General features: G+C 61.3%; 24 protein-coding genes. 20 read left to right on the forward strand and 4 right to left on the reverse strand.

What is annotated here, in order from left to right:
• Positions 1–46 precede the first annotated feature (46 nt).
• The 13 genes from fliF to fliR all read left to right on the forward strand — a co-directional run bounded on the left by fliF (position 47) and on the right by fliR (position 11,331).
• Positions 47–1,741 (forward strand): flagellar basal-body MS-ring/collar protein FliF, encoded by a 1,695-nt coding sequence (gene fliF / locus ACODSM_RS06985; protein WP_488804775.1) that lies wholly within the window; start codon positions 47–49, stop codon positions 1,739–1,741.
• A gap of 21 nt (positions 1,742–1,762) precedes the next feature.
• Positions 1,763–2,758: a flagellar motor switch protein FliG gene (gene fliG / locus ACODSM_RS06990; RefSeq protein ID WP_060984674.1), complete on the forward strand. Its 996-nt coding sequence runs from the start codon at positions 1,763–1,765 to the stop codon at positions 2,756–2,758.
• Positions 2,745–3,479, forward strand: coding sequence for a FliH/SctL family protein (locus ACODSM_RS06995; protein ID WP_488804791.1), 735 nt, complete (start codon positions 2,745–2,747; stop codon positions 3,477–3,479). The genes fliG and ACODSM_RS06995 overlap by 14 nt, the downstream gene beginning before the upstream one ends.
• Positions 3,469–4,863 carry a flagellar protein export ATPase FliI gene (gene fliI, locus ACODSM_RS07000; protein WP_488804792.1) on the forward strand — a complete coding sequence of 465 codons (1,395 nt, stop codon included), beginning with the start codon at positions 3,469–3,471 and terminating at the stop codon, positions 4,861–4,863. The genes ACODSM_RS06995 and fliI overlap by 11 nt, the downstream gene beginning before the upstream one ends.
• 21 nt (positions 4,864–4,884) lie before the next feature.
• Positions 4,885–5,334 carry a flagellar export protein FliJ gene (locus ACODSM_RS07005; RefSeq protein WP_488804776.1) on the forward strand — a complete coding sequence of 150 codons (450 nt, stop codon included), beginning with the start codon at positions 4,885–4,887 and terminating at the stop codon, positions 5,332–5,334.
• A 2-nt stretch (positions 5,335–5,336) separates the two neighbouring features.
• The gene (locus ACODSM_RS07010) at positions 5,337–6,761 is read left to right on the forward strand and encodes a flagellar hook-length control protein FliK (protein WP_488804777.1); all 1,425 of its coding nucleotides are present in this window, start codon (positions 5,337–5,339) and stop codon (positions 6,759–6,761) included.
• Between the two features lie 193 nt (positions 6,762–6,954).
• Positions 6,955–7,548 carry a flagellar basal body-associated FliL family protein gene (locus tag ACODSM_RS07015; RefSeq protein ID WP_488804778.1) on the forward strand — a complete coding sequence of 198 codons (594 nt, stop codon included), beginning with the start codon at positions 6,955–6,957 and terminating at the stop codon, positions 7,546–7,548.
• Between the two features lie 22 nt (positions 7,549–7,570).
• A complete protein-coding gene (gene fliM, locus ACODSM_RS07020; RefSeq protein WP_015015805.1) occupies positions 7,571–8,575 on the forward strand; it encodes a flagellar motor switch protein FliM in 1,005 nt (334 codons plus the stop codon).
• Complete coding sequence (gene fliN / locus ACODSM_RS07025; protein ID WP_488804779.1) at positions 8,565–9,005, forward strand: flagellar motor switch protein FliN; 441 nt, start codon at positions 8,565–8,567, stop codon at positions 9,003–9,005. Before fliM ends, fliN begins: the two co-directional genes overlap by 11 nt.
• A gap of 7 nt (positions 9,006–9,012) precedes the next feature.
• Positions 9,013–9,378, forward strand: coding sequence for a FliO/MopB family protein (locus tag ACODSM_RS07030; RefSeq protein ID WP_488804780.1), 366 nt, complete (start codon positions 9,013–9,015; stop codon positions 9,376–9,378).
• A 70-nt stretch (positions 9,379–9,448) separates the two neighbouring features.
• Complete coding sequence (gene fliP, locus ACODSM_RS07035) at positions 9,449–10,153, forward strand: flagellar type III secretion system pore protein FliP (protein ID WP_110961880.1); 705 nt, start codon at positions 9,449–9,451, stop codon at positions 10,151–10,153.
• 11 nt (positions 10,154–10,164) lie between these two features.
• Positions 10,165–10,434 carry a flagellar biosynthesis protein FliQ gene (fliQ, locus tag ACODSM_RS07040; RefSeq protein ID WP_015015801.1) on the forward strand — a complete coding sequence of 90 codons (270 nt, stop codon included), beginning with the start codon at positions 10,165–10,167 and terminating at the stop codon, positions 10,432–10,434.
• 126 nt (positions 10,435–10,560) lie between these two features.
• Positions 10,561–11,331 (forward strand): flagellar biosynthetic protein FliR, encoded by a 771-nt coding sequence (gene fliR / locus ACODSM_RS07045; protein ID WP_260668603.1) that lies wholly within the window; start codon positions 10,561–10,563, stop codon positions 11,329–11,331.
• Positions 11,332–11,340: 9 nt separating this feature from the next.
• Here the strand turns inward: fliR and ACODSM_RS07050 are convergent, their stop codons facing one another.
• A complete protein-coding gene (locus tag ACODSM_RS07050; protein ID WP_015015799.1) occupies positions 11,341–11,970 on the reverse strand; it encodes a response regulator in 630 nt (209 codons plus the stop codon).
• Positions 11,967–13,076: a hybrid sensor histidine kinase/response regulator gene (locus tag ACODSM_RS07055; RefSeq protein ID WP_488804781.1), complete on the reverse strand. Its 1,110-nt coding sequence runs from the start codon at positions 13,074–13,076 to the stop codon at positions 11,967–11,969. Before ACODSM_RS07055 ends, ACODSM_RS07050 begins: the two co-directional genes overlap by 4 nt.
• Positions 13,077–13,264: 188 nt before the next feature.
• Here ACODSM_RS07055 and ACODSM_RS07060 point away from each other — a divergent pair, with 188 nt between their 5' ends.
• The 7 genes from ACODSM_RS07060 to ACODSM_RS07090 all read left to right on the forward strand — a co-directional run bounded on the left by ACODSM_RS07060 (position 13,265) and on the right by ACODSM_RS07090 (position 19,762).
• On the forward strand, positions 13,265–13,711 hold the full coding sequence (locus ACODSM_RS07060) for a hypothetical protein (RefSeq protein WP_056065760.1): 447 nt from the start codon (positions 13,265–13,267) through the stop codon (positions 13,709–13,711).
• A 49-nt stretch (positions 13,712–13,760) separates the two neighbouring features.
• A complete protein-coding gene (locus tag ACODSM_RS07065; RefSeq protein ID WP_015015796.1) occupies positions 13,761–14,123 on the forward strand; it encodes a response regulator in 363 nt (120 codons plus the stop codon).
• A 40-nt stretch (positions 14,124–14,163) separates the two neighbouring features.
• Positions 14,164–16,308 carry a chemotaxis protein CheA gene (locus ACODSM_RS07070; protein WP_488804782.1) on the forward strand — a complete coding sequence of 715 codons (2,145 nt, stop codon included), beginning with the start codon at positions 14,164–14,166 and terminating at the stop codon, positions 16,306–16,308.
• A gap of 54 nt (positions 16,309–16,362) precedes the next feature.
• Complete coding sequence (locus ACODSM_RS07075) at positions 16,363–16,851, forward strand: chemotaxis protein CheW (RefSeq protein WP_015015794.1); 489 nt, start codon at positions 16,363–16,365, stop codon at positions 16,849–16,851.
• A 103-nt stretch (positions 16,852–16,954) separates the two neighbouring features.
• Positions 16,955–17,860: a CheR family methyltransferase gene (locus ACODSM_RS07080; RefSeq protein ID WP_043565699.1), complete on the forward strand. Its 906-nt coding sequence runs from the start codon at positions 16,955–16,957 to the stop codon at positions 17,858–17,860.
• A 30-nt stretch (positions 17,861–17,890) separates the two neighbouring features.
• Positions 17,891–18,640, forward strand: a complete 750-nt coding sequence (cheD, locus tag ACODSM_RS07085) for a chemoreceptor glutamine deamidase CheD (protein WP_488804783.1) — start codon at positions 17,891–17,893, stop codon at positions 18,638–18,640.
• A gap of 15 nt (positions 18,641–18,655) precedes the next feature.
• Positions 18,656–19,762, forward strand: a complete 1,107-nt coding sequence (locus tag ACODSM_RS07090; RefSeq protein ID WP_488804784.1) for a protein-glutamate methylesterase/protein-glutamine glutaminase — start codon at positions 18,656–18,658, stop codon at positions 19,760–19,762.
• A gap of 77 nt (positions 19,763–19,839) precedes the next feature.
• Here ACODSM_RS07090 and ACODSM_RS07095 read toward each other — a convergent pair whose 3' ends face one another.
• Both ACODSM_RS07095 and ribD read right to left on the reverse strand, forming a co-directional pair.
• Positions 19,840–21,741, reverse strand: coding sequence for an ATP-binding cassette domain-containing protein (locus ACODSM_RS07095; protein WP_488804785.1), 1,902 nt, complete (start codon positions 21,739–21,741; stop codon positions 19,840–19,842).
• A 125-nt stretch (positions 21,742–21,866) separates the two neighbouring features.
• Positions 21,867–22,964 (reverse strand): bifunctional diaminohydroxyphosphoribosylaminopyrimidine deaminase/5-amino-6-(5-phosphoribosylamino)uracil reductase RibD, encoded by a 1,098-nt coding sequence (ribD, locus tag ACODSM_RS07100; RefSeq protein WP_488804786.1) that lies wholly within the window; start codon positions 22,962–22,964, stop codon positions 21,867–21,869.
• Between the last annotated feature and the right edge of the window lie 244 nt (positions 22,965–23,208).

A 23,208-nucleotide genomic window follows, 5' to 3' on the forward strand; every position in this document is an offset into this window, starting at 1 on the left:
ACCCCACGCTAGGTCTGTTGCAGGGCCTGCTTTAATGGAAAGCAAGATGTCTGCTGTTGCTGAAGTCCCTCTCAATCCGCTCCCGACGCCGGCCAGCCCCAACTGGCTGCAGCGGCTGTCCGCCCTCGACCGGGCACAGCGCATGCGGCTGGGTGCGGGCGTGGCGCTGCTGGTGGCTGCTGCCGTTGCGGCCATCGTGATGGGGCGCCAGCCCGACTACCGGGTGTTGTTTTCCAACCTGGGCGACAAGGATGGCGGGGCCGTGGTGGCCCAGTTGTCTCAGATGAACGTCCCCTACAAGTATTCCGAGGGTGGCGGCGCCATCCTGATTCCTGCAGAGCGCGTGCACGATGTGCGTCTGCGGCTGGCCACACAGGGCTTGCCCAAGGGCTCCGTCGCGGGTTTCGAACTGATGGAGTCCAACAAATTCGGGATGACGCAGTTTCAGGAGCGTCTGAACTTCCAGCGCGGGTTGGAGGGGGAACTCACCCGGTCCATCCAGGCACTGTCGTCGGTGCAAAGCGCTCGTGTGCACCTGGCCTTGCCCAACCAGAACGGCTTTTTCCGTGAGCAGCAAAAGCCTTCGGCCTCGGTGTTGGTGAGTCTGCATCCCGGGCGCATTCTGGATCGCGCGCAGCTCGCGGGCATCGTGCATCTGGTGGCCTCCAGCGTTCCTGAGCTGGCACCGTCCGCCGTGAGCGTGCTAGACGACACGGGCAAACTGCTCTCCCAGTCTCCCGACAGCACGGCCGGCGCTGAAATCAATGCCCAGCAGTTGCTGTACGTGCAGCAACTAGAGCAGCAGTATTCCCGCCGCATCATGGACATCCTGGAACCCGTGGTCGGCCGCGACAACGTCAAGGCGCAGGTCACAGCCGAGGTGGATTTCTCGCAGACCGAATCCACCTCCGAGCAGTTCCGCCCCAACCAGACACCGGATTCGAGCGCTGTGCGCAGCCAGCAGGTGCTGGAGAGTCGCGGTAGCTCGACAAAGACAGCCACGGGCGTACCCGGCGCTGTCGCCAACCAGCCTCCCGCTCCCTCTGCCGCTCCTATCAACGGTGCCAACCCCGCGCCCAACGCAGGCGGCCAACAGGGGACGGAGGAGCAGACCAACAAGCGAGAGTCCACCACCAATTACGAAGTGGACAAGACCGTCAAGGTGGTCCGTGGCAGCACCGGCGCCGTCAAGCGGCTGAGCGCTGCTGTGGTGGTCAATTACCAGTCGGCCGAGGACAAGGGCAAGACCGTGACCAAGGCGCTCACGCCCGAGCAGATCGAGCAGATGACCGCTCTGGTGCGTGAAACCATTGGCTTCAATCGGGAGCGTGGAGACTCGGTGAATCTGATGAATACACCGTTCCAGGTGACTGCGGTGCCAACGACGGACACCCCGCTGTGGAAGCAACCTGAGGTGGTGGACTTGGCCAAGACCTTTGCCTGGCCGGTGGGTGCAGTTCTGTTCGCTGCGCTGGTTCTGATGGGGCTGGTGCGTCCCGCGCTCAAGGGCTCCGCGCCTGCCAAGGCCATGGCCGCCAAGCCGGTGGCGGGTGGCCAGCTCGACGCCCTGGAGGCCGAGACGCCCGAGCGCCCAGCCTTGGCCGCGCCCAGCCGCAAAGACGAAGTGTTGCCTGCGACCCCGGAACAGCTGCGCCTGGAAGACGCCCGCGTGCTGGCCAAGGAGAACCCGGTCGCCGTGGCGAACATTCTCAAGACCTGGCTGAACGGCGATCCCGCCTGACCCCCATTCAGGACGACAACCATGGACGAGCAAGGACTCAACGACGCCGCCATCATGCTGATGTCGCTTGGCGAAGAGGAGGCGGCAGAAGTCTTCAAGCACTTCTCGCCCAAGGAAGTGCAGAAACTTGGTGAGACCATCGCGCGCATGCGCACGGTGTCGCGCGAAAAAGTGGACGAGGTCATCAACAAGTTCTCCAACGCGGCGGCGGCACAGAGTCTGCTGGTGTCGGACACAGGCAACTATGTGCGCGCCGTGCTCAAGCGCGCGCTGGGCGAAGACAAAGCTGGTTTGCTCATCGACCGCATCTTGCAGGGCGGCGATGTCTCCGGCATCGAGAGCCTCAAGTGGATGGACCCGCTGTCGGTGGCCGAGCTGTTGCGCAACGAGCATCCACAGATCGTTGCCGCCATCCTGGTCCATCTGGACAGCGACCAGGCCTCGGGCATCCTGATGCACCTGACAGACCGCCAGCGCAGCGAAATCCTGCTGCGCGTGGCCACTTTGGAGGGTATCCAGCCTACGGCCCTCAAGGATCTGAACGAGGTGTTGTTCAAAGTGCTGGCCGGTGGCGACAAGATCCGCAAGAGCTCGCTGGGCGGTGTCAAGGCGGCGGCCGAAATCATCAACCTGCTGGGCGGCAACATGGATGCCGTGGTGCTTGAGTCCATTCGAGGCTACGACCCCGACCTGGCCCAGAAGATCATGGACAAGATGTTCGTGTTCGAGGACGTTCTCAAGCTCGACGACAAAGCCATCCAGACGGTGCTCAAGGAAGTAGCGTCCGAAACCCTCATCGTGGCCCTCAAGGGGGCTGTGCCTGAACTGCGCGAGAAATTCCTGTCCAACATGTCTTCGCGTGCGGCAGACGCATTGCGCGAAGACCTCGAATCGCGGGGCCCCATGCGGTTGTCCGAGGTCGAAGCGCAGCAGAAGGAAATCCTCAAGACGGTACGTCGCCTGTCCGATGAAGGCCAGATCGTGATTGGAGGCGGTGGTGATGATGCCTTCGTCTAACCAGCGGTCGTATTCGCGGTTCATTCCCAGCGAGGAGGTCGGCGACTTCAAGCAATGGAAGTTTTCTGCCGTCGATGGTTCCGACCTGGTGGAGCCTGAGCCCGAACCGGAGCCGGTGGCGGAACTGCCCGCAGAACTGGATGAAGCGGCGCAGCATGCCCTTGTCCAGCAAGCCTGTGATGATGCGTACGCAGAGGGCTTCGCCCAGGGGCAAGCGCAGACGGCGCTCGAATGGCAGCGCCGCATGGATGAATACATTGCCCAGCAGGGGCAGGAGGCGGCGCAGCGTTTGCAGAGCGTGCTGCAAACGCTCGACGCGAGCCTGATCGACATGCAGCAACAGATGGCGCAGCAGGTGCTGGAGCTCGCATGCGACATCGCGCGCCAGGTGGTGCGCCAGGAACTGTCGGTCAACCCCAATGCCTTGTTGCCCGTGGTGCGAGAGGCTGTTGGCATGCTCGTGACCGAGGGGCGCCCTGCCACGGTGCGGCTCAATCCGGAGGACATGGAGGCCATGGCCGAACCCTTGCGCGAAGAGGTCAATGCACCGGGTGTGCAATGGATGGCGGATGCCGCCGTACCCGCAGGGGGGTGCCTGGTGGAGTCTGCGGGCACCGTCGTCGATGGCAGCATTGACAAGCGTTGGCAGCGAGCCATTGCGTCCTTGGGGCTGCAGTCGCCTTGGGATGACGAAGCGCGTGGGGATGGCGATGACCATTGACACACCCTCGGCCTGGACTCGGTTCATGGACGACGCGCGAGCGCGCGTGGCCGAAGGTGCTCCGCTGGAGACGCGCGGCACACTCACGCGGTTGACGGGGCTGGTGCTGGAGGCTGTGGGCATCCGTGTGCCCGTGGGCTCGCAGTGCATGGTGCAAATGCCGGGGCATGCGCCGGTTTTGGCGGAAGTTGTCGGGTTTTCTGCCGACCGCGCATTTCTGATGCCGGCGGGTGACATCCATGGGCTGTCCAGTGGCGCCAGCGTGGTACCGGCCGCACCGTATATCCCCATGCCCCGCTTGGGCGAGCCTCCCCGGCCTGTGCAGCGCGCCGGGGTGCTGCGTCTGCCCATGGGTGAGGGATTGCTGGGGCGCGTGGTGGATGCCCAAGGCCTGCCTCTCGACCACGGCGGACCAGTGCAGGATGTCGTATCGGAGCCCATGGGGCGGCGGCAGATCAATGCCATGGACCGGGACCCGGTGCGTGAGCCTCTGGATACCGGTGTGCGCGCCATCAATGCCCTGCTGACCGTAGGGCGAGGTCAGCGCCTGGGGCTGTTTGCGGGCTCTGGGGTGGGCAAGAGTGTGTTGCTGGGCATGATGGCCCGCTACACCCGGGCCGATGTGATCGTGGTCGGACTCATCGGGGAGCGGGGCCGCGAGGTCAAGGAGTTTGTGGAAGATATTCTTGGTGAGGAAGGCCGCGCGCGATCGGTGGTGGTGGCGGCCCCCGCCGATGCACCCCCTTTGTTGCGCATGCAGGGCGCTGCCTACGCCACTGCAGTGGCCGAGCACTTCCGCGACAAGGGCCAGCACGTGCTGCTGCTCATGGATTCCCTCACCCGCTACGCAATGGCGCAACGAGAAATTGCCCTGGCCATTGGTGAGCCTCCCGCCACCAAGGGGTATCCGCCGTCCTGTTTTGCCAAGCTGCCCCAGCTGGTGGAGCGCAGCGGCAACGGCCTGCATGGTGTTGGTTCCATCACAGCGTTTTATACGGTGCTGTCAGAAGGTGATGACCAGCAGGACCCCATCGCGGATGCTGCCCGTGCCATTCTGGACGGGCACATTGTGCTGTCGCGGGCCTTGGCGGAGACCGGGCATTTCCCGGCCATCGACATCGAGCAATCGGCGTCGCGGGTGATGCACAACGTGGTGTCTCGCGGGCATTTTGATCTGGCGCGGCGGTTCCGTGCGGTGTATTCGCGCTACCAGAAGAGCCGGGACTTGGTGCAGGTGGGCGCTTACATGAGCGGCTCTGATCCAGCGTTAGACGAGGCCATTCGCCTGCAGCCGCAGATGGCGGGCTTTCTGCAGCAGGACATGTTTGAGGCAGCGTCGATGGACCAGAGCGTAGGCGCCATGGCCGCGGTGCTGGATCATTGACGGCCGGCAAGGTAGGCAGCCATGTCCAGTCTCGATGCCCTCTCTGTCGCGGTCGAAGTGGCTTCCCGCAAGCGGGACGATGCCCGCAAGGTTTTGCAGGACACGCTGGCTGCCGAGCAGGCGGCGCGTGCCCAGCTCAATCAGCTGGAAGATTACGCCCGAGAGACCGAGTCACGTTGGGGCATGAAGGCAGATACGGCCATGCAGCCCGAAGTGATGTACCACCACTACCAGTTCATGAACAGGCTGGGCCATGCGGCCAGCATTCAGAACGGTGTGGTGGGGGATCAATCTGCGCGGGTGCAAGCTGCGAAGCGCGTGCTGCTGGATGCCGAGCTTCGCTTGGCCAGCCTGCGCAAGGTGGTGGAGAAGAGGCGCAACGATCTTGCTCTGCAGCAGCAGCGCAGAGATCAAAAACAAACCGACGAGCGCGCCGCGTTGCAGTATCGCAATGCGGGCCAGGAGAATTGAACATGGAACCGACCAAAGTAGCTTCCTCGCAGAGCACCCAGCCCGCCCACGCCACCCGTGCGAAATCGTCGTCTCATCCCGCAACCGCAGAGGCTGGCGACCCCGCAGCGGGAGGCGGCTTTTTGGCGCTGCTGGCGGCGTTGGGGGATGGGGTGGATGGCAATTCCCTTGGTGAGGCCTTGGGTGACCCTCCCTTGTCTTCTTCGGAAAATGGCGTGGATGCCGTATCGTCGGCGGCTGCTGACGCGGCCGCCGTGGCAGCATGGCAAGGCCTGCTTGATCCCACACAAAACGAAAACGAACTTGGCGCGGTCAATGGACAGTCTGCGTTGGTGGCGTCTCAATCTGCTAACTCGTTCTCGGGGAGCATCGCAGCGGTGGCGCAGTCCGGCACTCAAGGTCTTGCAGTTTCCCTGGGCAATACGCTCAACGGCACGCAAGGACTTGCAGTTTCCCCGGGCAATGCACTCAATGATCTATTGCTGGGTGGGATTCCCCGCGGCCTGGTTGCAGAGACTGCGAAATTAGATACGTCTGCAGACCTGAAGGAGCAACCTTCCCAAGGCACATTGGGCGGGTTCGGACGTGCCTTCTCGCGTATGCAAGGTGCTAACGCTCAACGAGTCAGTAGTATGGGGATTGCGGAGGTCTCCCTGGGCGCAGTCGCGTCGAAGGATTCGGCAGGGCGGTCCAATATGGTGCATGGGCTTTCCGCTGCGCCGTCAGCCTCCACGGGAGAGCGGGCTTTGATGGGTGGCACTGCTGGCGTAACGATGGAGCGTTCGGGTGTTGCTCAGTCAAGTTCCGTTGTCGGCATAGAAGTGGCAGTACCGCTCGCCGACAGTGTGGTTGCGATGGTCGGATCTGCTCAGGCAGCTGAGTCGCCAGCCGGCGGGCGTTCTCATGGAAACGGAGAGGGCGCAGGAGCTACTAGCGCCTGGTCTGAAGGCGTATCAGGGCCATCACCTTCGGATGCGGGTAGCTTCACCGATGTCACAGCGTTGGTGGATCCTAATGCTTTGGGGGCGGAGGAGCAGATGGCCGAACAGGTAGCCTACTGGGTGAACCAGAAAACGCAGAACGCCGAGTTGACGCTGCAGCGGGATGGCCACCCGGTGGAGGTGTCGGTATCCCTGTCGGGCAACGAAGCGCATGTGTCGTTCCGCAGCGATCAGCAACAGACGCGGGAACTGCTAGACCAGAGCATGGCGCAGTTGAGTGATCTGTTGCGCAGCGAGGGTTTGGTACTGTCAGGCATGTCGGTAGGGACCTCGGCGCGTGACAGTACCGGTGGTGGAGAGGCTGGACAGCAGCGTCCCCGCGAAGGAGCGCGTCAAGCGCAAGTGGTGTCCGCTGTTCCGGCCGGGGTGACCTCTCTGGCACGCGGCGGCGGGGCTTTGGACCGCGCGGTGGACATCTTCGTTTGATTTGCGGGGTAGTGTGGTCAGTCCGCAGTTCCTTCCGCCATTCGCGCGGGCGGCGAGCGCGGTGAATGCCATGGTTTTGGGCTTTTATTCTGGCTATTATTAGTTACACCTCCGACCAATAATGGGCTACCCGGTCATGCTCGCACTTTGATAGTGCCTGTATCACCTGCTCCCTACCGCAAGGAACTCCATCGTGTCAGCCAATACTCCCGCAGCAGCACCCGCCAAGAGCAAGAAGATGCTGTTGATCATCATCGGTGTGGTGGTGGCTGTGCTGGTGATTGGAGGTGGGGCGGCCGCATGGTTCATCTCCAGTCGGTCCCACGCCGCTGAGGACGAAGAGGGCGGTGGAGCACCTGCAGCGCACAAGGAGTCGCCCAAAATCGCACCCACCTTCCTGCCCATGGAAAACATGGTGGTCAATTTGGCTGACCCAGGGGGGGATCGTTTTGCGCAGATTGGCATCACCTTGGAGGTGGATGACGCCAAGACTGCAGAGCAGGTCAAGCAGTACCTGCCTTCGATTCGCAGTGGCATTTTGATGCTGGTGTCCCAGCGCACTTCCTCGGAGCTGCTACAGCGCGAGGGCAAAGAGAAGCTGGCAAACGACATATTGCGTGAGGTCTCGCGACCCTTGGGCTACTCCGTTCCGTCGGAGCGCGAGCGTGCCAAGGCGGCAGCGGCTGCTGAACAGGACGGGGATGCCGAGGAGCGCCCCGCAGCGCGCAAGCGTGCCGAGCGCAATCCTGTGCGCAGGGTACTCTTTTCGAGTTTCATCATCCAATGAGCCCACGGGTTAAGGACCAGCCATGAGTGATTCATTTCTTTCGCAGGAAGAGGTCGATGCCCTTCTGGAAGGGGTCACGGGCGAGAGTCAGAAGTCCGTGGAGGAAGTGGCGGAGGCAGGGGCCGTCCGCAACTACGATATTTCCAGCCAGGAGCGCATCGTTCGTGGCCGCATGCCGACGATGGAAATCGTCAACGAACGGTTTGCGCGCAACTTCCGCATCGGCCTGTTCAACTTCATCCGGCGCAGCCCGGAAATATCGGTGGGCACCGTGTCCGTTCAGCGCTACAGCGCGTTTTTGCGCGAGCTGGCGGTCCCTACCAATTTCAACATTGTGGCCATCCGCCCCTTGCGTGGCAGCGGGCTCATCGTGTGTGAACCCTCGCTGGTGTTCGGCATCATCGACACGCTGTATGGGGGGGTCGGCAAGTTCCAGACCCGGATCGAGGGGCGTGACTTTTCGCCCACGGAACAACGGGTCATTAACCGGCTGGTTGATGTGATCTGCGCTGAGTATAAGAAGGCATGGCAGGGCATCTACCCGCTGGAGCTGGAGTACCAGCGCTCGGAAATGCAGCCCCAGTTTGCCAACATTGCTACGCCCAGCGAAATTGTGGTGTCCACGGCGTTCCAGCTGGAAATCGGAGATCTCTCTGGTGCGATCCATGTCTGCATGCCTTATGCCACGCTGGAGCCGATCCGCGATGTGCTGTATTCGTCCACACAGGGCGATTCCATCGAGGTGGATCGTCGCTGGGTGAACGTGCTCAAGCGCGAAATCCAGTCTGCAGAGGTCACGCTGGTGGCGGAGCTGGCCAAGGCCGATGCCACCGTGGAGCAATTGCTTGCGATGAAGCCTGGTGACTTCATCGAGCTGGACCGTGAGCCCCGCATCCGTGCGTCGATCGGAGGGGTTCCAATTTTTGAATGCCAGTATGGAACCCACAATTCCAAGTACGCCATCCGCATTGAAGAGTGCTTGCGTACGTCGGACATGAGCTGGCTGGGAGAGAAAAATGGCAACTGAAGAAGACAACAAGGATGCTGGTGCGGACGACCCGTTTGCGGGTTGGGCCGAGGCGCTGGAAGAGCAGAAGCGCACGGATGAAAAGCCTGCCGATGCAGAGCAAGGTGGTCCGCTGTCTGGCGAGCCTGTACGGCCGTTTTCCGGCACCACGGGTGGCGACACGGTCAACGACATCAACATGGTGTTGGACATCCCGGTGCAGCTGTCCGTGGAACTGGGGCGCACCAAGGTACCAATCAAGTACATCCTTCAACTGGCGCAAGGCTCGGTGGTGGAACTGGATGCGCTGGCGGGGGAGCCCATGGACGTGCTGGTCAATGGCTACCTCATCGCCCAAGGCGAAGTGGTGGTGGTCAACGACAAGTTCGGTATCCGCCTGACTGATGTGGTCACACCTTCGGAACGTTTGCGTCGGGTGAGCCGTGGATAGTGGGAGCATGACCCAGACGCTGTTGGTCGTAGTGCTGTTTGTGGGGGCCATGGCTTTGCTTCCCTGGGCGGTGCGCCGGCTTCAGCAACGACAGTCCTCGGGAGCGCTGGCGGTCGGAGGGGCATCACGCGTGGTATCCGCAGTGGCCGTCGGCCCCCAGCAGCGGGTCGTGACGGTGGAGGTGGGGCCTGAAAACGCGCGGACCTGGCTGGTCCTGGGGGTGACTGCACAGCAGGTCAGCTGCCTTCATGTGCTGCCCGTGGCCGGCAAGGCGGCCGAGGACGCGAGGGGCGCGTCACTACCAGCAAGCCCATCGTTTGCCCATGAGATGCGAGTTGCGTCGGCTGATGCGGGGAAGTCCGCCCATGTCTGAGCAGGTCACTACACGGATAGGGCGGGAAGCTCGGCGGCTAGGTCCATGGGCAGTCGCCGCGGTGGGCTTGATGGCGCAAAGCTCCGTGTGGGCTCAAAATGCCGGCGCGTTGCCGCTGGTGGTCGGCAATGGGCCTTCTGGAACCAGCTACTCGGTGCCCATCCAGACCCTGCTGTTTTTTACGGCACTGTCTTTTTTGCCGGCCGTATTGCTGATGATGACGGGTTTTACCCGGATCGTGATTGTGTTGTCCCTGCTGCGCCAGGCCTTGGGAACGCAGTCGGCACCGCCCAATCAGGTCATCATTGGCTTGTCACTGTTCCTCACCTTTTTTGTGATGGGGCCGACGCTTGATCGTGTGTACCAGGACGCCTACGTTCCCTACACCAACAACACCATCAGCTTTGAGCAGGCCCTGGACAGGGCGGAGGCGCCCATGCGCAGCTTCATGCTCAAGCAGACGCGGCAATCGGACTTTGCGCTGTTTTCCAGGCTCGCGCGCCTGGACCCGAAAGTGACGGCCGAGACGGCGCCGATCCGTGTGCTGGTACCTGCCTTCGTGACCAGTGAACTCAAGTCGGCGTTCCAGATCGGGTTCATGATCTTCATCCCGTTTCTCGTCATCGACATGGTGGTGTCCAGCATCCTCATGTCATTGGGCATGATGATGTTGTCGCCGGTGCTGGTGGCATTGCCGTTCAAGCTCATGCTGTTTGTTCTGGCGGATGGCTGGAACCTGCTGATTGGCTCGTTGGCCGCCAGCTTCGTCACCTGAGGGATTCCGCCATGACTTCACAAATGGTGCTGACGATTGGGCGCGATGCCCTCACCTTGCTGCTGATGATTTCCATGCCTGTGCTGGGCGTGGTCATGGCGGTGGGCTTGCTGGTCAGTATTTTTCAGGCGGTCACGCAGATCCATGAGGCAACGCTGGCCTTTGTGCCGAAGCTGATTGCGGCGATGGTGGTGTTTGCCATTGCGGGGCCCTGGATGCTCAGTACCCTGGTGGACTTCATTCGCAGGACGATCGAATCGATTCCGTCCATGATCGGATAGCACCATGGCAACTGGGGCACCAGCTCGTCTGTGGATGACGGCGGACGGCTTGGGTCTGAGTTCGACGTGCAGGGCGGAGGCAACCGGGTCTGCAAAGCGCCGTAGCCAAATCGTGGGAGGAGGAGTGTGATTACCTTCTCCGAGGCACAGATCATGGCGTGGCTGTCTCCCATCCTGTGGCCCTTTTTGCGCGTGCTCGCGTTGTTCTCTGTGGCGCCGGTGTTCTCCATGCGCGTCGTCCCCATGCGGGTGAAGATTGGCTTGGCGTTCTTGGTGGCGCTCTGCGCGCAAGGTGTTCTGGGTGAGCAGCCCGTCATCAGCGTGAACGGTCGTGAGGCGCTGGGCACGGTGGCGCAGCAGGTGGCCGTGGGGCTAGCGATTGGCTTTTCGGTCCGCCTCGTGTTCACGGCGGTCGAGCTGGCTGGGGAAATCATTGGGCTGCAGATGGGGCTCAACTTCGCTTCGTTCTTTGACCCTACCTCCAATGGACAGATCAGTGCCGTGGCGCGGTTTTTTGGTCATATGTCCATGCTGCTATTCATTGTCATCAATGGCCACTTGTTGATCTTGATGGCTGTGGTCAAGAGTTTTGACCGCTTTCCTGTGGATGGCAATTTTTTGCAGGCGCTCGGGCAGATGCGCTTGCATGAACTGGGGGCTTCTCTGTTTTCCAGCGCTCTCTGGATTGCCATGCCCATGATCGCGTTGCTGTTGTTCGTCAACCTGACCATGGGCATCATTTCGCGCGTAGCGCCGCAAATGAATATCTACGCAGTGGGCTTCCCCGTCACGCTCACGGTGGGGATGCTGGGGATTGCAGCAACACTGCCGATGCTCGAGCAACCGGTGTTGGCGTTGATGCAGCAGGCTGTGGATCTGTTCTCCGCCGGCAGGTAGTCAAACCAGCTACACCAGCTGGTTACGGATCGCGTAGACCGTCAGTTCCGCGTTGTTCGAAAGCTTCAATTTTTCGAGAACCCGTGATCGGTACACGCTCACCGTTTTGGGGCTCAGCATCAATTCTTCTGCAATGTCCGACAAGCGCCGACCGGAGGCGATCTTGACCAGGGTCTGCAATTCGCGTTCTGACAGCGCCGCGTGGGGGGCCTCGGGCGTGGGCTGGGCCAGGCTGTCGGCCAGCATCTGGGCCACTTCGGCGGTGAGGTACTTGCGCCCTTGCATCACCGTGCGTACAGCCGCAATCAGCTCCACCGGGTCGCCAGCCTTGTTGGCGTAGCCTTGGGCGCCTGCCTTGAGGCAGCGCAATGCGTATTGGTCCTCGGGGTACATCGACACCACCAGCACTTTGATGGTGGAATGGGTTTCGCGCAGGCTGGCCAATACTTCCAGCCCACTGCGGCCAGGCATGTTCAGGTCCAGCAGCAGAACATCGCAGGCGGCTGTGCGCAGAACTTCCCGCAGCTCGGAGTACCCGCCTGCTTCGCCAGTCACCTGAATGTCCGGTGCTTCGGCAAGCGTGTCGCGAATGCCACGCCGCAAAACGGCATGGTCGTCGCACAAGACGACATGAATCACTGAGCGTCTCCTGATGCGGGTGTATCTGGAGATGGTAGCGGGACGGAGAGGATGACCGACGTGCCCTGACCCGGGCGACTGCTGATATCCAGCCAACCCCCGACGGTACGTGCGCGCTCCTGGAGGCCCTTGAGACCGAAGGCCTTGGGTTTGTCGCGAACTGTGGCATTCATGCCACGGCCGTTGTCCGCGACTTCCAGGGTCAGAACGCCTTCCTTGTCAGACAGCTCAATGTCCACTTTGCCAGGCTGCGCGTGCTTGGAGATATTGGTCAGTGCCTCCTGGGCCGTGCGATAGGCCACCAGCTGAACCTCGGGAGGGCTGTCGATGGTGTCGCTGCTGCTCTGCAATTTCGTGGGAATGCCGGTCCTGCGCTCAAAGCTGGAAGCCAGCCACTGGACAGCCGCTACCAGCCCTTGTTCCAGGATGGGCGGGCGTAGGTTCATCATGATCCGCTGGCTGGCACCAATCGCGTGTTGCAGCATGTCTGCCGCCGATGTGGCATGTTCTTGCATGACCGGGTCGGTGCTGTGACGCCCGATCCATGCCACGTCAAAACGCACTGCGGTTAGGGCTCCGCCAATGTCGTCGTGGATCTCGCGGGCAATGGCGGCGCGCTCTTGTTCGATGGATGTTTGTAGATGCTCGGCCAGTTCGGCCAGGTGACGCTGTGATATCGCCAGCTCGGCAATGGCCTGTTCGCGTGCATTGCGTGCCTCGTGCACTTCCAAAGTCCGGGCAATGACGTGGGGTAGTCGCTGGATATCGTCTTTGAGCAGGTAGTCCGCCACCCCCAACCGCATCGCATCCACCGCTGCAGCTTCGCCGATGGCTCCCGACAGCAGCACAAACGGTGGGTGATGCGGCTTTTGTGCCACATGGGCCCATGCATCCAATGCAGTGAAGCCGGGCAGGCGGTAATCTGCCAGGATGATGTCAAAGTGGCCGCTATCTATCAGTCGTTGGAATTCTGCAAGAGTGTCCACCCGCTGGAGGTGGCATTGAAGCCCGGATCGACGCAAAGCACGCGCCGCCAATTCGTGATCAGCGGGTGAATCTTCAAGATGCAGGATTTCAAGGGTCTGGTCTGATGCTGCAAGGCCCATAGGAGCGCTATCATAGGATACAAATTGGAACAAACAAGGGTGTTTGTCCGGTTGGGAGGGTTGGGGCGTCAGCGTCCAATGGTCGCGGATGCTCCGGTTTGCACGGAGGCCTTGGCAGGTTACTGATGCATTTATCGTAGTCCTGTGTATTTGCGTGTTTTGCTGCTACGTGCTGCGATGGAGAAACGATGCAATCTACGCTAACAACGCCTGGAGGACCTGCTGTCCAGGTTCCCGTCATGGTGGCGGCAGAGCTGCAGGACTCCTTGCTGGTCGTGATGCATGACTTGCACCGCCTGGAAGGCTTGCTGAACCATGCCACCGACAATCTGCTGGAACGGTTTGGTGAGGCAAACGCCATGTTGACAGACGCCGTGGTGGCCGATTCACCAGAGCTGGTGGCTGCGCGGACGGCGCTGCGCAGCGCGGTGACTGAGCTGCAGTTCCAGGACATGGCCTCCCAGCTGATATGGCACACCACCAAGGTGTTACAAGGCTGTGCCTTCCGCCTGGCCTCGGAAGCCATGGGGCACGAAGAAGGGGAAGATGCCGCGCCCTTTGCGGAGATGGCGCCCGACAGGCCGAACCCTGTCACCCAAAGCGAGATGGATGCAGGTTCGGTGGACCTGTTCTGACGTTCACATCACTGGTTACCTTATACATTCAAGTCAGTTGGAGCCATACATGCAATCGATCCTTGCCGTTGATGATTCACCTTCCATGCGCAAAATGGTGTCGTTCACACTGACTGGTGCCGGCTACCACGTCGTGGAGGCAGTGGATGGGCAAGATGCCCTCGAAAAGGCTGAGACGCACAACATCGACTTGGTGCTGGCTGACCAGAACATGCCGCGCCTGGATGGCATCGGGTTGACCCGCAAATTGCGCGAGCACCCCAAATTCAAGACCATTCCCATCCTGATCCTGACGACCGAGTCGAGCGATCAGATGAAGCAAGCGGGCCGCACGGCGGGCGCCACAGGATGGCTGGTGAAACCTTTTGATCCGAATCGCCTGATCGAAGTCATCCAGAAAGTGATCCGCTGAGCCGGGTTGACTGAGATCATTTAGTACACAGGAGCCCACCATGGCGGAAACCTACCAAGAAGGATCAGGTGCAGGCGCTGACTTCGACCTCAGCCAGTTCTATCAGATCTTTTTCGAGGAAGCGGGTGAGAACCTCGACCAGATGGAGCAGATGCTCCTGAATCTGGACCTGAGCAGTGCCAACGACGAAGAGCTCAACGGCATTTTCCGCTGCGCTCACTCGATCAAAGGCGGCTCAGCCACTTTCGGGTTTTCGGATGTGGCCGAACTGACCCATCAGATGGAGTCTCTGCTCGATCGTCTGCGCCGTCATGAATTGCAACCCATCCCTCAGATGGTGGATGTTTTGCTGGAATCTGCGGATGCTTCGCGCAGCCTGCTGGCACGGCATCAGGCGGGTGGGCAGGGTGAGGCGGTTTCCACCACCTCTTTGGTGCGTCGCATCAGTGATCTGGCTGCGGGTTTGGTCCCCGACGACGCCGCGCCTGTGGCTGCCCCTCCGCCTCCCCCTGCGCCCGCGCCTGTCGCGGTCGCCCCGGCTCCGGCACCCAAGGCTTCTGCGCCTGCCGTGCCAGGGCAGGCGCGGCAGCTGGAAATCCAGATCGGCCCCCTGGACCGCCCTGAGCAGGCCGATGCGATCAAAGAATTGTTCAGAGATATCCCCGGTCTGGGTGCGATTCGCGATGTTCCGGGCAGCCAAGCCAATACCCGGGTCTTTGCGGTGGAAACCACATCCACCAACGACGATTTGCTGGACCTGTTTGCGTTCCATGTTGCCAAAGAGCAGGTGCTGATTCGTGACGCAGCCGCCCCTGGCGAGGCTGCCGCCGCGAAGGCAGACGACGAGCCTGTGGTTGCCATAGATACCTCCGGGGGCGATGCGCCTTACGGATTCTTCAATGGTGCGCCCGGCGCACCCCATGGTGAGGCTGCAGCGGCTGCTCACGCGCCTGTCGCACAAGCTCCCAAAGCGGCTCCCAAGGCGAGCGCCGAGCCCAAAGTGGCGATGCAGGCCCAGATGGAGTCCACCACCATCCGCGTGGATGTGAAGAAGGTCGATCAACTGATCAACCTGGTGGGTGAACTGGTGATCACGCAGGCCATGCTGGCGCAGAACAGCCGGGGCCTCGATGCTGGGGCCTATCAGCAGTTGCTGGCCGGGCTGGCCGATCTGGATCGCAACACACGCGACTTGCAAGAGTCGGTGATGTCGATCCGCATGATTCCAATGTCCATCGTTTTCAGCCGCTTCCCACGCATGCTGCGCGATCTGGCGAACAAGCTGGGCAAGAAGGTGGAACTGGTGACCCTGGGTGAGGCGACCGAATTGGACAAGGGCTTGGTCGAAAAGATCACCGACCCGCTGACCCACCTGGTGCGTAACAGCTGTGATCACGGCATCGAAATGCCAGCCGATCGTTTGGCCAAGGGCAAGTCCGAGCACGGCACCATCACCTTGTCGGCGTCACACCAAGGGGGGTCGATCGTGATCGAGGTGCGTGACGATGGCCGTGGCCTGTCGCGCGAAAAGATTCTCAGCAAGGCCCAGGAGCGCGGCATCGAGGTGTCCGATCAGATGAGCGACGCCGACGTCTGGCAGCTGATTTTTGCTCCAGGCTTTTCCACGGCCGACGAGGTGACGGATGTGTCCGGCCGTGGTGTCGGCATGGACGTGGTCAAACGCAATATTGCAGCGCTCAATGGCTCTGTGGAGATCGATTCGGCAGAGGGCTACGGCATGAAGGTGTCCGTGCGCCTTCCGCTGACGCTCGCCATCATGGATGGCATGTCGGTGGGCGTGGGCGAAGAGGTGTACATCCTTCCCCTGTCGTCGGTGGTGGAATCGTTCCAGGTCAATGCGGACGATGTCAGCACCGTGGCGCAAGGCTCGCAGTTGGTCAAGGTGCGCGACGAATACATGCCTGTCATCGCGCTGGAGAAGATCTTCCAGGTTCCGCGCTTTGACCTCAACAAATCCAGCAACATCATGGTGGTGGTTGAGGCGGACGGAAGCCGTGTGGCCTTGCTGGTGGATGAGTTGCTGGGCCAGCACCAGGTGGTCGTCAAGAACCTGGAGTCGAACTATCGCAAGGTGCCCAATGTGTCGGGCGCCACCATTTTGGGTGACGGCACCGTAGCCTTGATTTTGGACACGGGTGGTTTGGTGCGCCGGGCGCGCCACTAGATACAGGTGTGAGCGCCCTGAAGGCGCTGCGCCGCCATGAAAGGAGAATGCACCATGAGTGTGATCGGTAAAACTGCAGACGCTGCACCCACGGGGGCGCGTGAATATCTGACGTTCCGCCTCGACCAGGAAGAGTACGGCATTGACATCCTGAAGGTGCAGGAAATCCGCGGCTACGAACCTCCGACCCGCATTGCTAACGCTCCGGACTTCATCAAGGGCGTGGTCAATTTGCGCGGCACGATTGTTCCCATCGTGGACATGCGCATCAAGTTCAACTGTGCGCAGGCGGACTACAACAGTTTCACGGTGGTCATCATCCTCAACCTGCGCAACCGGGTGGTAGGCATCGTGGTGGACTCGGTGAGCGATGTGATGGAGTTGACGCCAGAGAGCATCCGGTCGGCTCCCGATATCGAGAGCGCGATCGATAACAGCTGCATCCTGGGCCTGGGGTCCGTGGGCGAACGCATGCTGATCTTGCTGGATATTGAAAAGCTCATGTCCAGCGTGGACATGGGTCTGGTCACGGCCAACGAGTAAGGCGCCCCAGTCAGCAGCCCGTGGTGGCGCAGGCGCACCTCAGGCTGTGAGCAAGGCTTGCAGACCTTTTGGAGCGAACAGGACTTCCCCTCGGACGATCAATATGGCCCAAACCACCAGTGCTTCGGCGTCAGTCCGGTCAGGCCCAGCCAGGGTAGATCCTGCATATGCCGCAGCGGCGGCGCCCTCTGGCCCTTTGGCCCAAGGGCGTGAATTTGTCTGGACCAATGCAGACTTTGCCCGTGTGCAGGCGCTGATCTATCAGCGCGCTGGCATCAGCTTGCACGATGGCAAGCACGCCATGGTCTACAGCCGTCTGTCGCGGCGGCTGCGCGATACGGGGCACACCAGCTTTCACGACTACCTGAGCTGGCTGGAGACCCACGACGGGCCGGAGTGGCAGGAGTTCGTGAATGCGCTGACCACCAACCTCACGGCATTCTTTCGCGAGCAGCATCATTTCGAGATTTTTGCGTCGCATCTGCGCTCCAAGCCATCTGCCAACTGGCGGGTCTGGTGCAACGCAGCCTCCACGGGCGAAGAGCCGTATTCCATCGTGATCACCGCCCTGGAGGCGCTGGGTGCCAACGCCTCTTTCAAGTTGACAGCCAGTGATATTGATTCGCGGGTGCTGGCCACTGCGGCGCAGGGTGTGTACCGGCTCGACAGCGTCAAGGGTTTGAGTCCGGAGCGTCTGCAGAAATTCTTTCTCAAAGGCAAAGGCGGCAACGCGGGCATGGTCCGCGCCAAGCCGGAGTTGCGGCGCGCCATCGACTTCATGAGTGTGAACCTCATCCGCGACGATTGGCCGTTCAAGGAGCCTTTTGACGTGGTGTTCTGCCGCAACGTGATGATTTACTTTGATGCCCCCACACAGCGGCGCGTGCTCGAAAGAATCCACCGCGTGCTCAAGCCGGGTGGCATGCTGTTTGTAGGACACGCGGAGAACTTTAGCGAGTCCAAAGATCTGTTCACCCTGCGTGGCAAGACGGTGTACGAGCGCCGCTGACCTGTCCATGTTGTCCTGCACATTGCACCCATGACCAACATTCCCACAGGTTCATCCCTTTCCAGTGCTCCAGCGGTGCCCGGCACGGCCGAAAGGCGCCGCGCTCCGCGCATCGCACCGTTGAGCGCGGACATCTACGCATCAGGCAATGGGCCCGCAAGAGAGTCGTCGCTACAGGAACTCAAGGCCCGCAGCCGCAAGCCGGGAGAGGCCTCGTTTTTCTATCTCGATCACCACTTCCAGCACAACGCTGTGAAAGTGCTTCCGGGCGAGTACTTCGTGTCGGATGAAAACATGGTCATCATGACCGTGCTCGGTTCCTGCATCGCCGCCTGCCTCTGGGACAGTCGCGCACGCGTGGGAGGCATGAACCATTTCATGCTGCCAGACGGCGACCTGGCGGATGCATCGGGGCGTTATGGCTCCTATGCGATGGAGTTGTTGATCAACGAAATGCTCAAGCTGGGGGGCCGCCGCGAAACCATGCAGGCCAAGATCTTTGGCGGTGCCCAGGTGATGCACAACTTCACCACCATGAACGTGGGCGAGCGCAATACGAATTTTGTGTTGAACTATCTGCACACCGAGCGCATTCCCATCGTTTCCGAGGACGTGCTGGACATCTATCCGCGCAAGGTGGTTTTCTTTCCGGTGACCGGCAAGGCGATGGTGAAGCGGCTGGCACATGCCCATCCCGAAGCACTGGTGGCCCAGGAGGTCCGGGGCAATGCGGCCACCGTGGCCAAGACCACATCGGGTGGTTCTGTGGATCTGTTTTGATAAAGGTTGGAGTGAATGAGCAGGAAAATCCGGGTGATCGTGGTGGACGATTCGGCGCTGGTCCGTAGTCTGCTGTCAGAGATCATCAATCGCCAGCGGGACATGGAGTGCATTGGCACCGCCAATGACCCCCTGGTGGCGCGCGAGATGATTCGCGAACTGGATCCGGATGTCATCACCCTGGATGTCGAGATGCCGCGCATGGATGGCATCGATTTTCTGGGGCGACTCATGCGCCTGCGGCCCACGCCGGTGGTGATGATCTCCACACTCACCGAGCGTGGCGCGGAGGTCACCATGAAGGCGCTGGAGTTGGGCGCTGTGGACTTTGTGGCCAAACCGCGCGTGGGGCTCGCCAGCGGGCTCAATGATTTGGCGGCGCAGATTGTGGACAAGATCCGCGTTGCTGCCGTCGCGCAGGTGCGCCGCGCCCCGGCGCGTGATGCAGCCCCAGCAGCAGGTTCTGCGGGAAGCGCAGCAGTCGCTCATGCCGCACCGGCTGCGGGTCTGCTGGGGCGTCTTTCCACCGAAAAGCTCATCTGCATCGGCGCATCCACCGGTGGCACGGAGGCCATCAAGGAGGTGCTGGTCCAGATGCCTGCGGATTCACCCGCGATCGTTATCACCCAGCACATGCCCCCCGGGTTCACCACCAGTTTTGCGGCCCGTTTGAACGGGTTGTGTCAGATCACCGTCAAGGAGGCGGTGAATGGCGAGCGCATTCTGCCGGGCCACGCCTACATCGCGCCGGGCGGAACCCAGTTCCATGTGGCCCGCAGTGGCGCCAACTATGTGGCGGTGGTGGACGACGGCCCGCCGGTCAATCGCCACAAGCCCTCGGTCGAGGTGCTCTTCAAGTCCGCTGCGGCGGTGGTGGGGCGCAACGCGTTTGGCATCATGCTCACGGGCATGGGCAATGACGGCGCGGCGGCCATGCGAGAGATGAAAGACGCGGGCAGCTACAACTACGTGCAAGACGAAGCAACCTGCATCGTGTTTGGCATGCCGCGCGAGGCCATTGCCCATGGCGCTGCCGATGAGGTGTTGCCCTTGGGGCAGATCGCCCCGGCCTTGATCGCCCGGTTGCGCGGAACGACGGACCGTTTGCACCATCGCATCTGAGGACTATTGCCCGCTTTTGGCGGGGGCTGTGCAATGTCTGCCCCCTTTTACCTGGTGTTGGAGGGGCAGAGTCGTCACTATTCAGAGAGTGCTGTCCAGCGCTCCAGCGCCGTCATCAGCTCTTCGTCGATGGCGGCAGCGCGGCTGGTCATGGCGGCTGCACGCGCCGGATCCGTGCCAAAGAGTGACCCATCGGCCAGTGCGTCATGGAGGGTTTTCTGCTCAGCCTCCAGCGCACTGATCAAGTCGGGCAGTTGCTCCAGTTCGCGCTGCTCCTTGTAGCTAAGCTTCTTTTTTGATAGCTGCGCAGGCTTATTCGATGTGCGCTCCGGTGGGTTTTTGTCTGAAATTTCCGTGGGGAACGGTTTGGCAGGCGCTGCGGAACCGGTTTGAAGCGAGCGGCTGCGCTTGGATTGCAGCAGCCAGTCTTGCACGCCGCCTTCGTACTCGCGCCACAGGCCATTGCCTTCAAAGGCGAGAGTGCTGGTCACCACGTTGTCCAGGAAGGTGCGGTCATGGCTGACCAAGAACACCGTTCCTTCATAGTTGGCGAGCAATTCTTCAAGCAGGTCCAGGGTGTCGATGTCCAGGTCGTTCGTGGGTTCATCCAGCACAAGCACATTGGCAGGCCGGGCGAACAGCCGAGCGAGCAGCAGACGGTTGCGTTCCCCGCCGGACAGTGATCGCACCGGCGAGTGGGCGCGCGCTGGGGAGAACAGGAAGTCGCTCAGATAGCTCTTGACGTGCTTGCGCTGGTTGCCGATCTCGATCCATTCGCTGCCTGGGCTGATGAAGTCCTCCAGCGTGGCGTCGAGGTTCACGGCATGGCGCATCTGGTCAAAATAAGCGACCTGCAGGTTGGCTCCTTGCCGGATAGTGCCTTTGTCGGCCTGCAGCTCGCCCAGGATCATTTTGAGCAGCGTGGTTTTGCCTGCGCCGTTCGGGCCGATCAGGCCTACCTTGTCCCCGCGCAGGATCGTCCCGGAAAAGTTGTGGACGATGGTTTTGTCCCCAAAGGCTTTGCTCACCCCTTGCAGTTCTGCCACGATCTTGCCCTGGTACCCGTTGGAACTACCGGTGGCGACGTCCATGCGGACGCTGCCCACGACTTCGCGGCGGGCCTCCCGTCGGGCGCGCAACTGCTCCAGGCGGCTGATGCGGCTCTGGCTGCGGGTGCGGCGCGCTTCCACACCGCGCCGAATCCACACTTCTTCTTGTGCCAGCAGCTTGTCGGCCTTGGCGGCGATCACCGCCTCCTGCGCCAGTTGCTCCTCTTTCTGGATCTGGTACTGGGCAAAGTTACCCGGGTAGGAGCGCAGCTGACCGCGGTCCAGTTCCACGATGCGGGTGGCTACACGGTCAAGGAACGACCGGTCGTGGGTGATGGTCACGACGCTGCCCGGGAAATCCAGCAACAGGTCTTCCAGCCACTCGATGGAATCCAGATCCAGGTGGTTGGTGGGCTCGTCCAGCAGCAACACGTCAGGGCGTTCCACCAATGCCTGTGCCAGGGCCACGCGCTTTTTGGTGCCGCCAGAGAGTGTGCCCACCACCGCTTCAGGGTCCAGGTGCAGTCTCTGCAGGGTCTCTTCTACGCGCTGCTCCCAGTTCCAGGCATCGCAGGCCTCGATCTCTGATTGCAAAGCGTCCAGATCCAGGCCATCCGCTCCAGACAGATATTGATCGCGTATGGCAATCACGCGCTGCAGCCCTTCAGAGGCTGCTTTGAAAATGGTGGCACTTGGGTCCAGCGTTGGCTCTTGTGCGACGAAGGCAATGCGTACCCCTTGTTGCACTTGCAGCGAGCCATCGTCCGGTTTGGCAAGCCCTCCCAGGATTTTGAGAAGGGAAGACTTCCCTGCGCCATTGCGGCCAATCAGGCCTACCCGCTCAGCGGTCTCCAGGGAAAAGCCGGCGTGGTCCAGCAGTGCAACATGCCCAAATGCGAGTTGGGCGTCCAGTAAGGTGATAAGTGCCATAGGGCCGGATTATCCGTGCCGCGCCTCAACGGGGTGAGGCACCGTCCAGTAATGGCGTAGTCACTGGACGGTTTGGACTGCGATACCAGGCCAGTTCTGAAATCAAAAACTGGGTGGAGCTTTCGTCAGAAGCGGTCGCGCCCCTGCAGGCGAGCAAGGATGCGCAAGTCGTCCCCGATCCGGTCCATCGAATGGAAGCTGAGGGCATGTGCCTCCGCCAGCGACGTCAGGGGAGTCATTTGAGCCAATCCCATACCTTCACCCATCAGCTTGGGTGCCAGATAGACCAGCAGCTCATCGATCAACCCTTCGCGTAGCAATGAGCCGTTGAGCTTGTATCCCGCTTCCACATGCAGTTCATTGATCTCCCGGCGACCCAGGTCTTGCAGCATCGCGGGCAAATCCACCTTGCCGGCCTTGTTCGGCATGGTGATCACTGTTGCGCCCAGTGCTTCCAGGGCGCTGCGCTTCTCTTCGTCGGCAACTGCTGTATAGATATAGGTCGGCCGGTTCGCCGAAAAAAGCAAGGCGTCCAGGGGGACTGCCAATGCACTGTCGACCAGCACAAGGGCAGGTTGTCGCTCGGTAGGAACATCCCTAACATCCAGCCGCGGGTTGTCGGCGAGTACGGTGCCGATGCCCGTCAGTACCGCGCAGGCCCTTGCGCGCCAGGCATGTCCATCGGCACGGGCAGCGGGACCGGTGATCCATTGGCTCGCTCCATTGTGCAAGGCCGTCACACCGTCGAGTGAGGCGGCCGCCTTCATGCGGACCCAAGGCGTCTTTCGAATCATCCGGCTGAAGAAACCCAGGTTCAGCTCCCTGGATGCTTCCGCTCCTGGTCCCACCTCTACGGCTACCCCTGCAGCACGCAGGCGCGCGAACCCATTGCCTGCCACTGCGGGGTTAGGGTCGGCAATCGAAGCGACGACCCTGGCGACACCCGCCTGAATGAGAGCATCGCAGCAAGGACCTGTCCGCCCGTGGTGTGAGCAAGGTTCTAACGTGACGTAAGCTGTGGCGCCTTGAGGAGTGTGGCCTCGTTGCTCTGCGTCCCGCAGCGCCATCACCTCGGCATGAGGCCCCCCGGCGCGTTGGGTGGACCCTTGGCCGATGATGGCGCCGTCCTCGCCGACGAGTACGCAACCCACGCGCGGGTTGGGGGATGTCCTGTAGAGAGCTTCATGGGCGAGCTCTAGTGCCGCCTTTGTGTAATCCGTCATGGTGGGTGTCGATGAAATAGCGGCTCGCATGGGTTGTAGCCGAAGCAGCTTACGCGACGTTCGGTAGACCGCGCTTGATGCGATCCTCGGGGTCGCCTCCCGAACGAACGTTGCCTTGCTAAACAGACGCTGTTGAGCCTGTTGTTTGTTGATGAGTCTGAAGGCTGTGCTGATTTTTGGCCCAAACTCCGGGTTTTCCCTGCTCTGTGGTGTGAAGCGTGCTATAGTCGAGGGCTTCGCTACT

Source organism: Acidovorax sp. FG42 (genome assembly GCF_057809195.1).

Excerpts from the sequence above, each read along its gene's own strand:
- ACODSM_RS06995 (WP_488804791.1), top strand. The coding sequence starts at position 2,745 with ATGCCTTCGTCTAACCAGCGGTCGTATTCGCGGTTCATTCCCAGCGAG.
- ACODSM_RS07060 (WP_056065760.1), top strand. The coding sequence starts at position 13,265 with ATGCAATCTACGCTAACAACGCCTGGAGGACCTGCTGTCCAGGTTCCC.
- ribD (WP_488804786.1), bottom strand. The coding sequence starts at position 22,964 with ATGACGGATTACACAAAGGCGGCACTAGAGCTCGCCCATGAAGCTCTC.
- fliM (WP_015015805.1), top strand. The coding sequence starts at position 7,571 with ATGAGTGATTCATTTCTTTCGCAGGAAGAGGTCGATGCCCTTCTGGAA.
- fliF (WP_488804775.1), top strand. The coding sequence starts at position 47 with ATGTCTGCTGTTGCTGAAGTCCCTCTCAATCCGCTCCCGACGCCGGCC.
- ACODSM_RS07010 (WP_488804777.1), top strand. The coding sequence starts at position 5,337 with ATGGAACCGACCAAAGTAGCTTCCTCGCAGAGCACCCAGCCCGCCCAC.
- cheD (WP_488804783.1), top strand. The coding sequence starts at position 17,891 with ATGACCAACATTCCCACAGGTTCATCCCTTTCCAGTGCTCCAGCGGTG.
- ACODSM_RS07070 (WP_488804782.1), top strand. The coding sequence starts at position 14,164 with ATGGCGGAAACCTACCAAGAAGGATCAGGTGCAGGCGCTGACTTCGAC.
- fliQ (WP_015015801.1), top strand. The coding sequence starts at position 10,165 with ATGACTTCACAAATGGTGCTGACGATTGGGCGCGATGCCCTCACCTTG.
- ACODSM_RS07075 (WP_015015794.1), top strand. The coding sequence starts at position 16,363 with ATGAGTGTGATCGGTAAAACTGCAGACGCTGCACCCACGGGGGCGCGT.
- ACODSM_RS07030 (WP_488804780.1), top strand. The coding sequence starts at position 9,013 with ATGACCCAGACGCTGTTGGTCGTAGTGCTGTTTGTGGGGGCCATGGCT.
- fliI (WP_488804792.1), top strand. The coding sequence starts at position 3,469 with ATGACCATTGACACACCCTCGGCCTGGACTCGGTTCATGGACGACGCG.
- ACODSM_RS07055 (WP_488804781.1), bottom strand. The coding sequence starts at position 13,076 with ATGGGCCTTGCAGCATCAGACCAGACCCTTGAAATCCTGCATCTTGAA.
- ACODSM_RS07005 (WP_488804776.1), top strand. The coding sequence starts at position 4,885 with ATGTCCAGTCTCGATGCCCTCTCTGTCGCGGTCGAAGTGGCTTCCCGC.
- fliG (WP_060984674.1), top strand. The coding sequence starts at position 1,763 with ATGGACGAGCAAGGACTCAACGACGCCGCCATCATGCTGATGTCGCTT.
- ACODSM_RS07080 (WP_043565699.1), top strand. The coding sequence starts at position 16,955 with ATGGCCCAAACCACCAGTGCTTCGGCGTCAGTCCGGTCAGGCCCAGCC.
- fliN (WP_488804779.1), top strand. The coding sequence starts at position 8,565 with ATGGCAACTGAAGAAGACAACAAGGATGCTGGTGCGGACGACCCGTTT.
- ACODSM_RS07065 (WP_015015796.1), top strand. The coding sequence starts at position 13,761 with ATGCAATCGATCCTTGCCGTTGATGATTCACCTTCCATGCGCAAAATG.
- ACODSM_RS07090 (WP_488804784.1), top strand. The coding sequence starts at position 18,656 with ATGAGCAGGAAAATCCGGGTGATCGTGGTGGACGATTCGGCGCTGGTC.
- ACODSM_RS07095 (WP_488804785.1), bottom strand. The coding sequence starts at position 21,741 with ATGGCACTTATCACCTTACTGGACGCCCAACTCGCATTTGGGCATGTT.
- fliP (WP_110961880.1), top strand. The coding sequence starts at position 9,449 with ATGGCGCAAAGCTCCGTGTGGGCTCAAAATGCCGGCGCGTTGCCGCTG.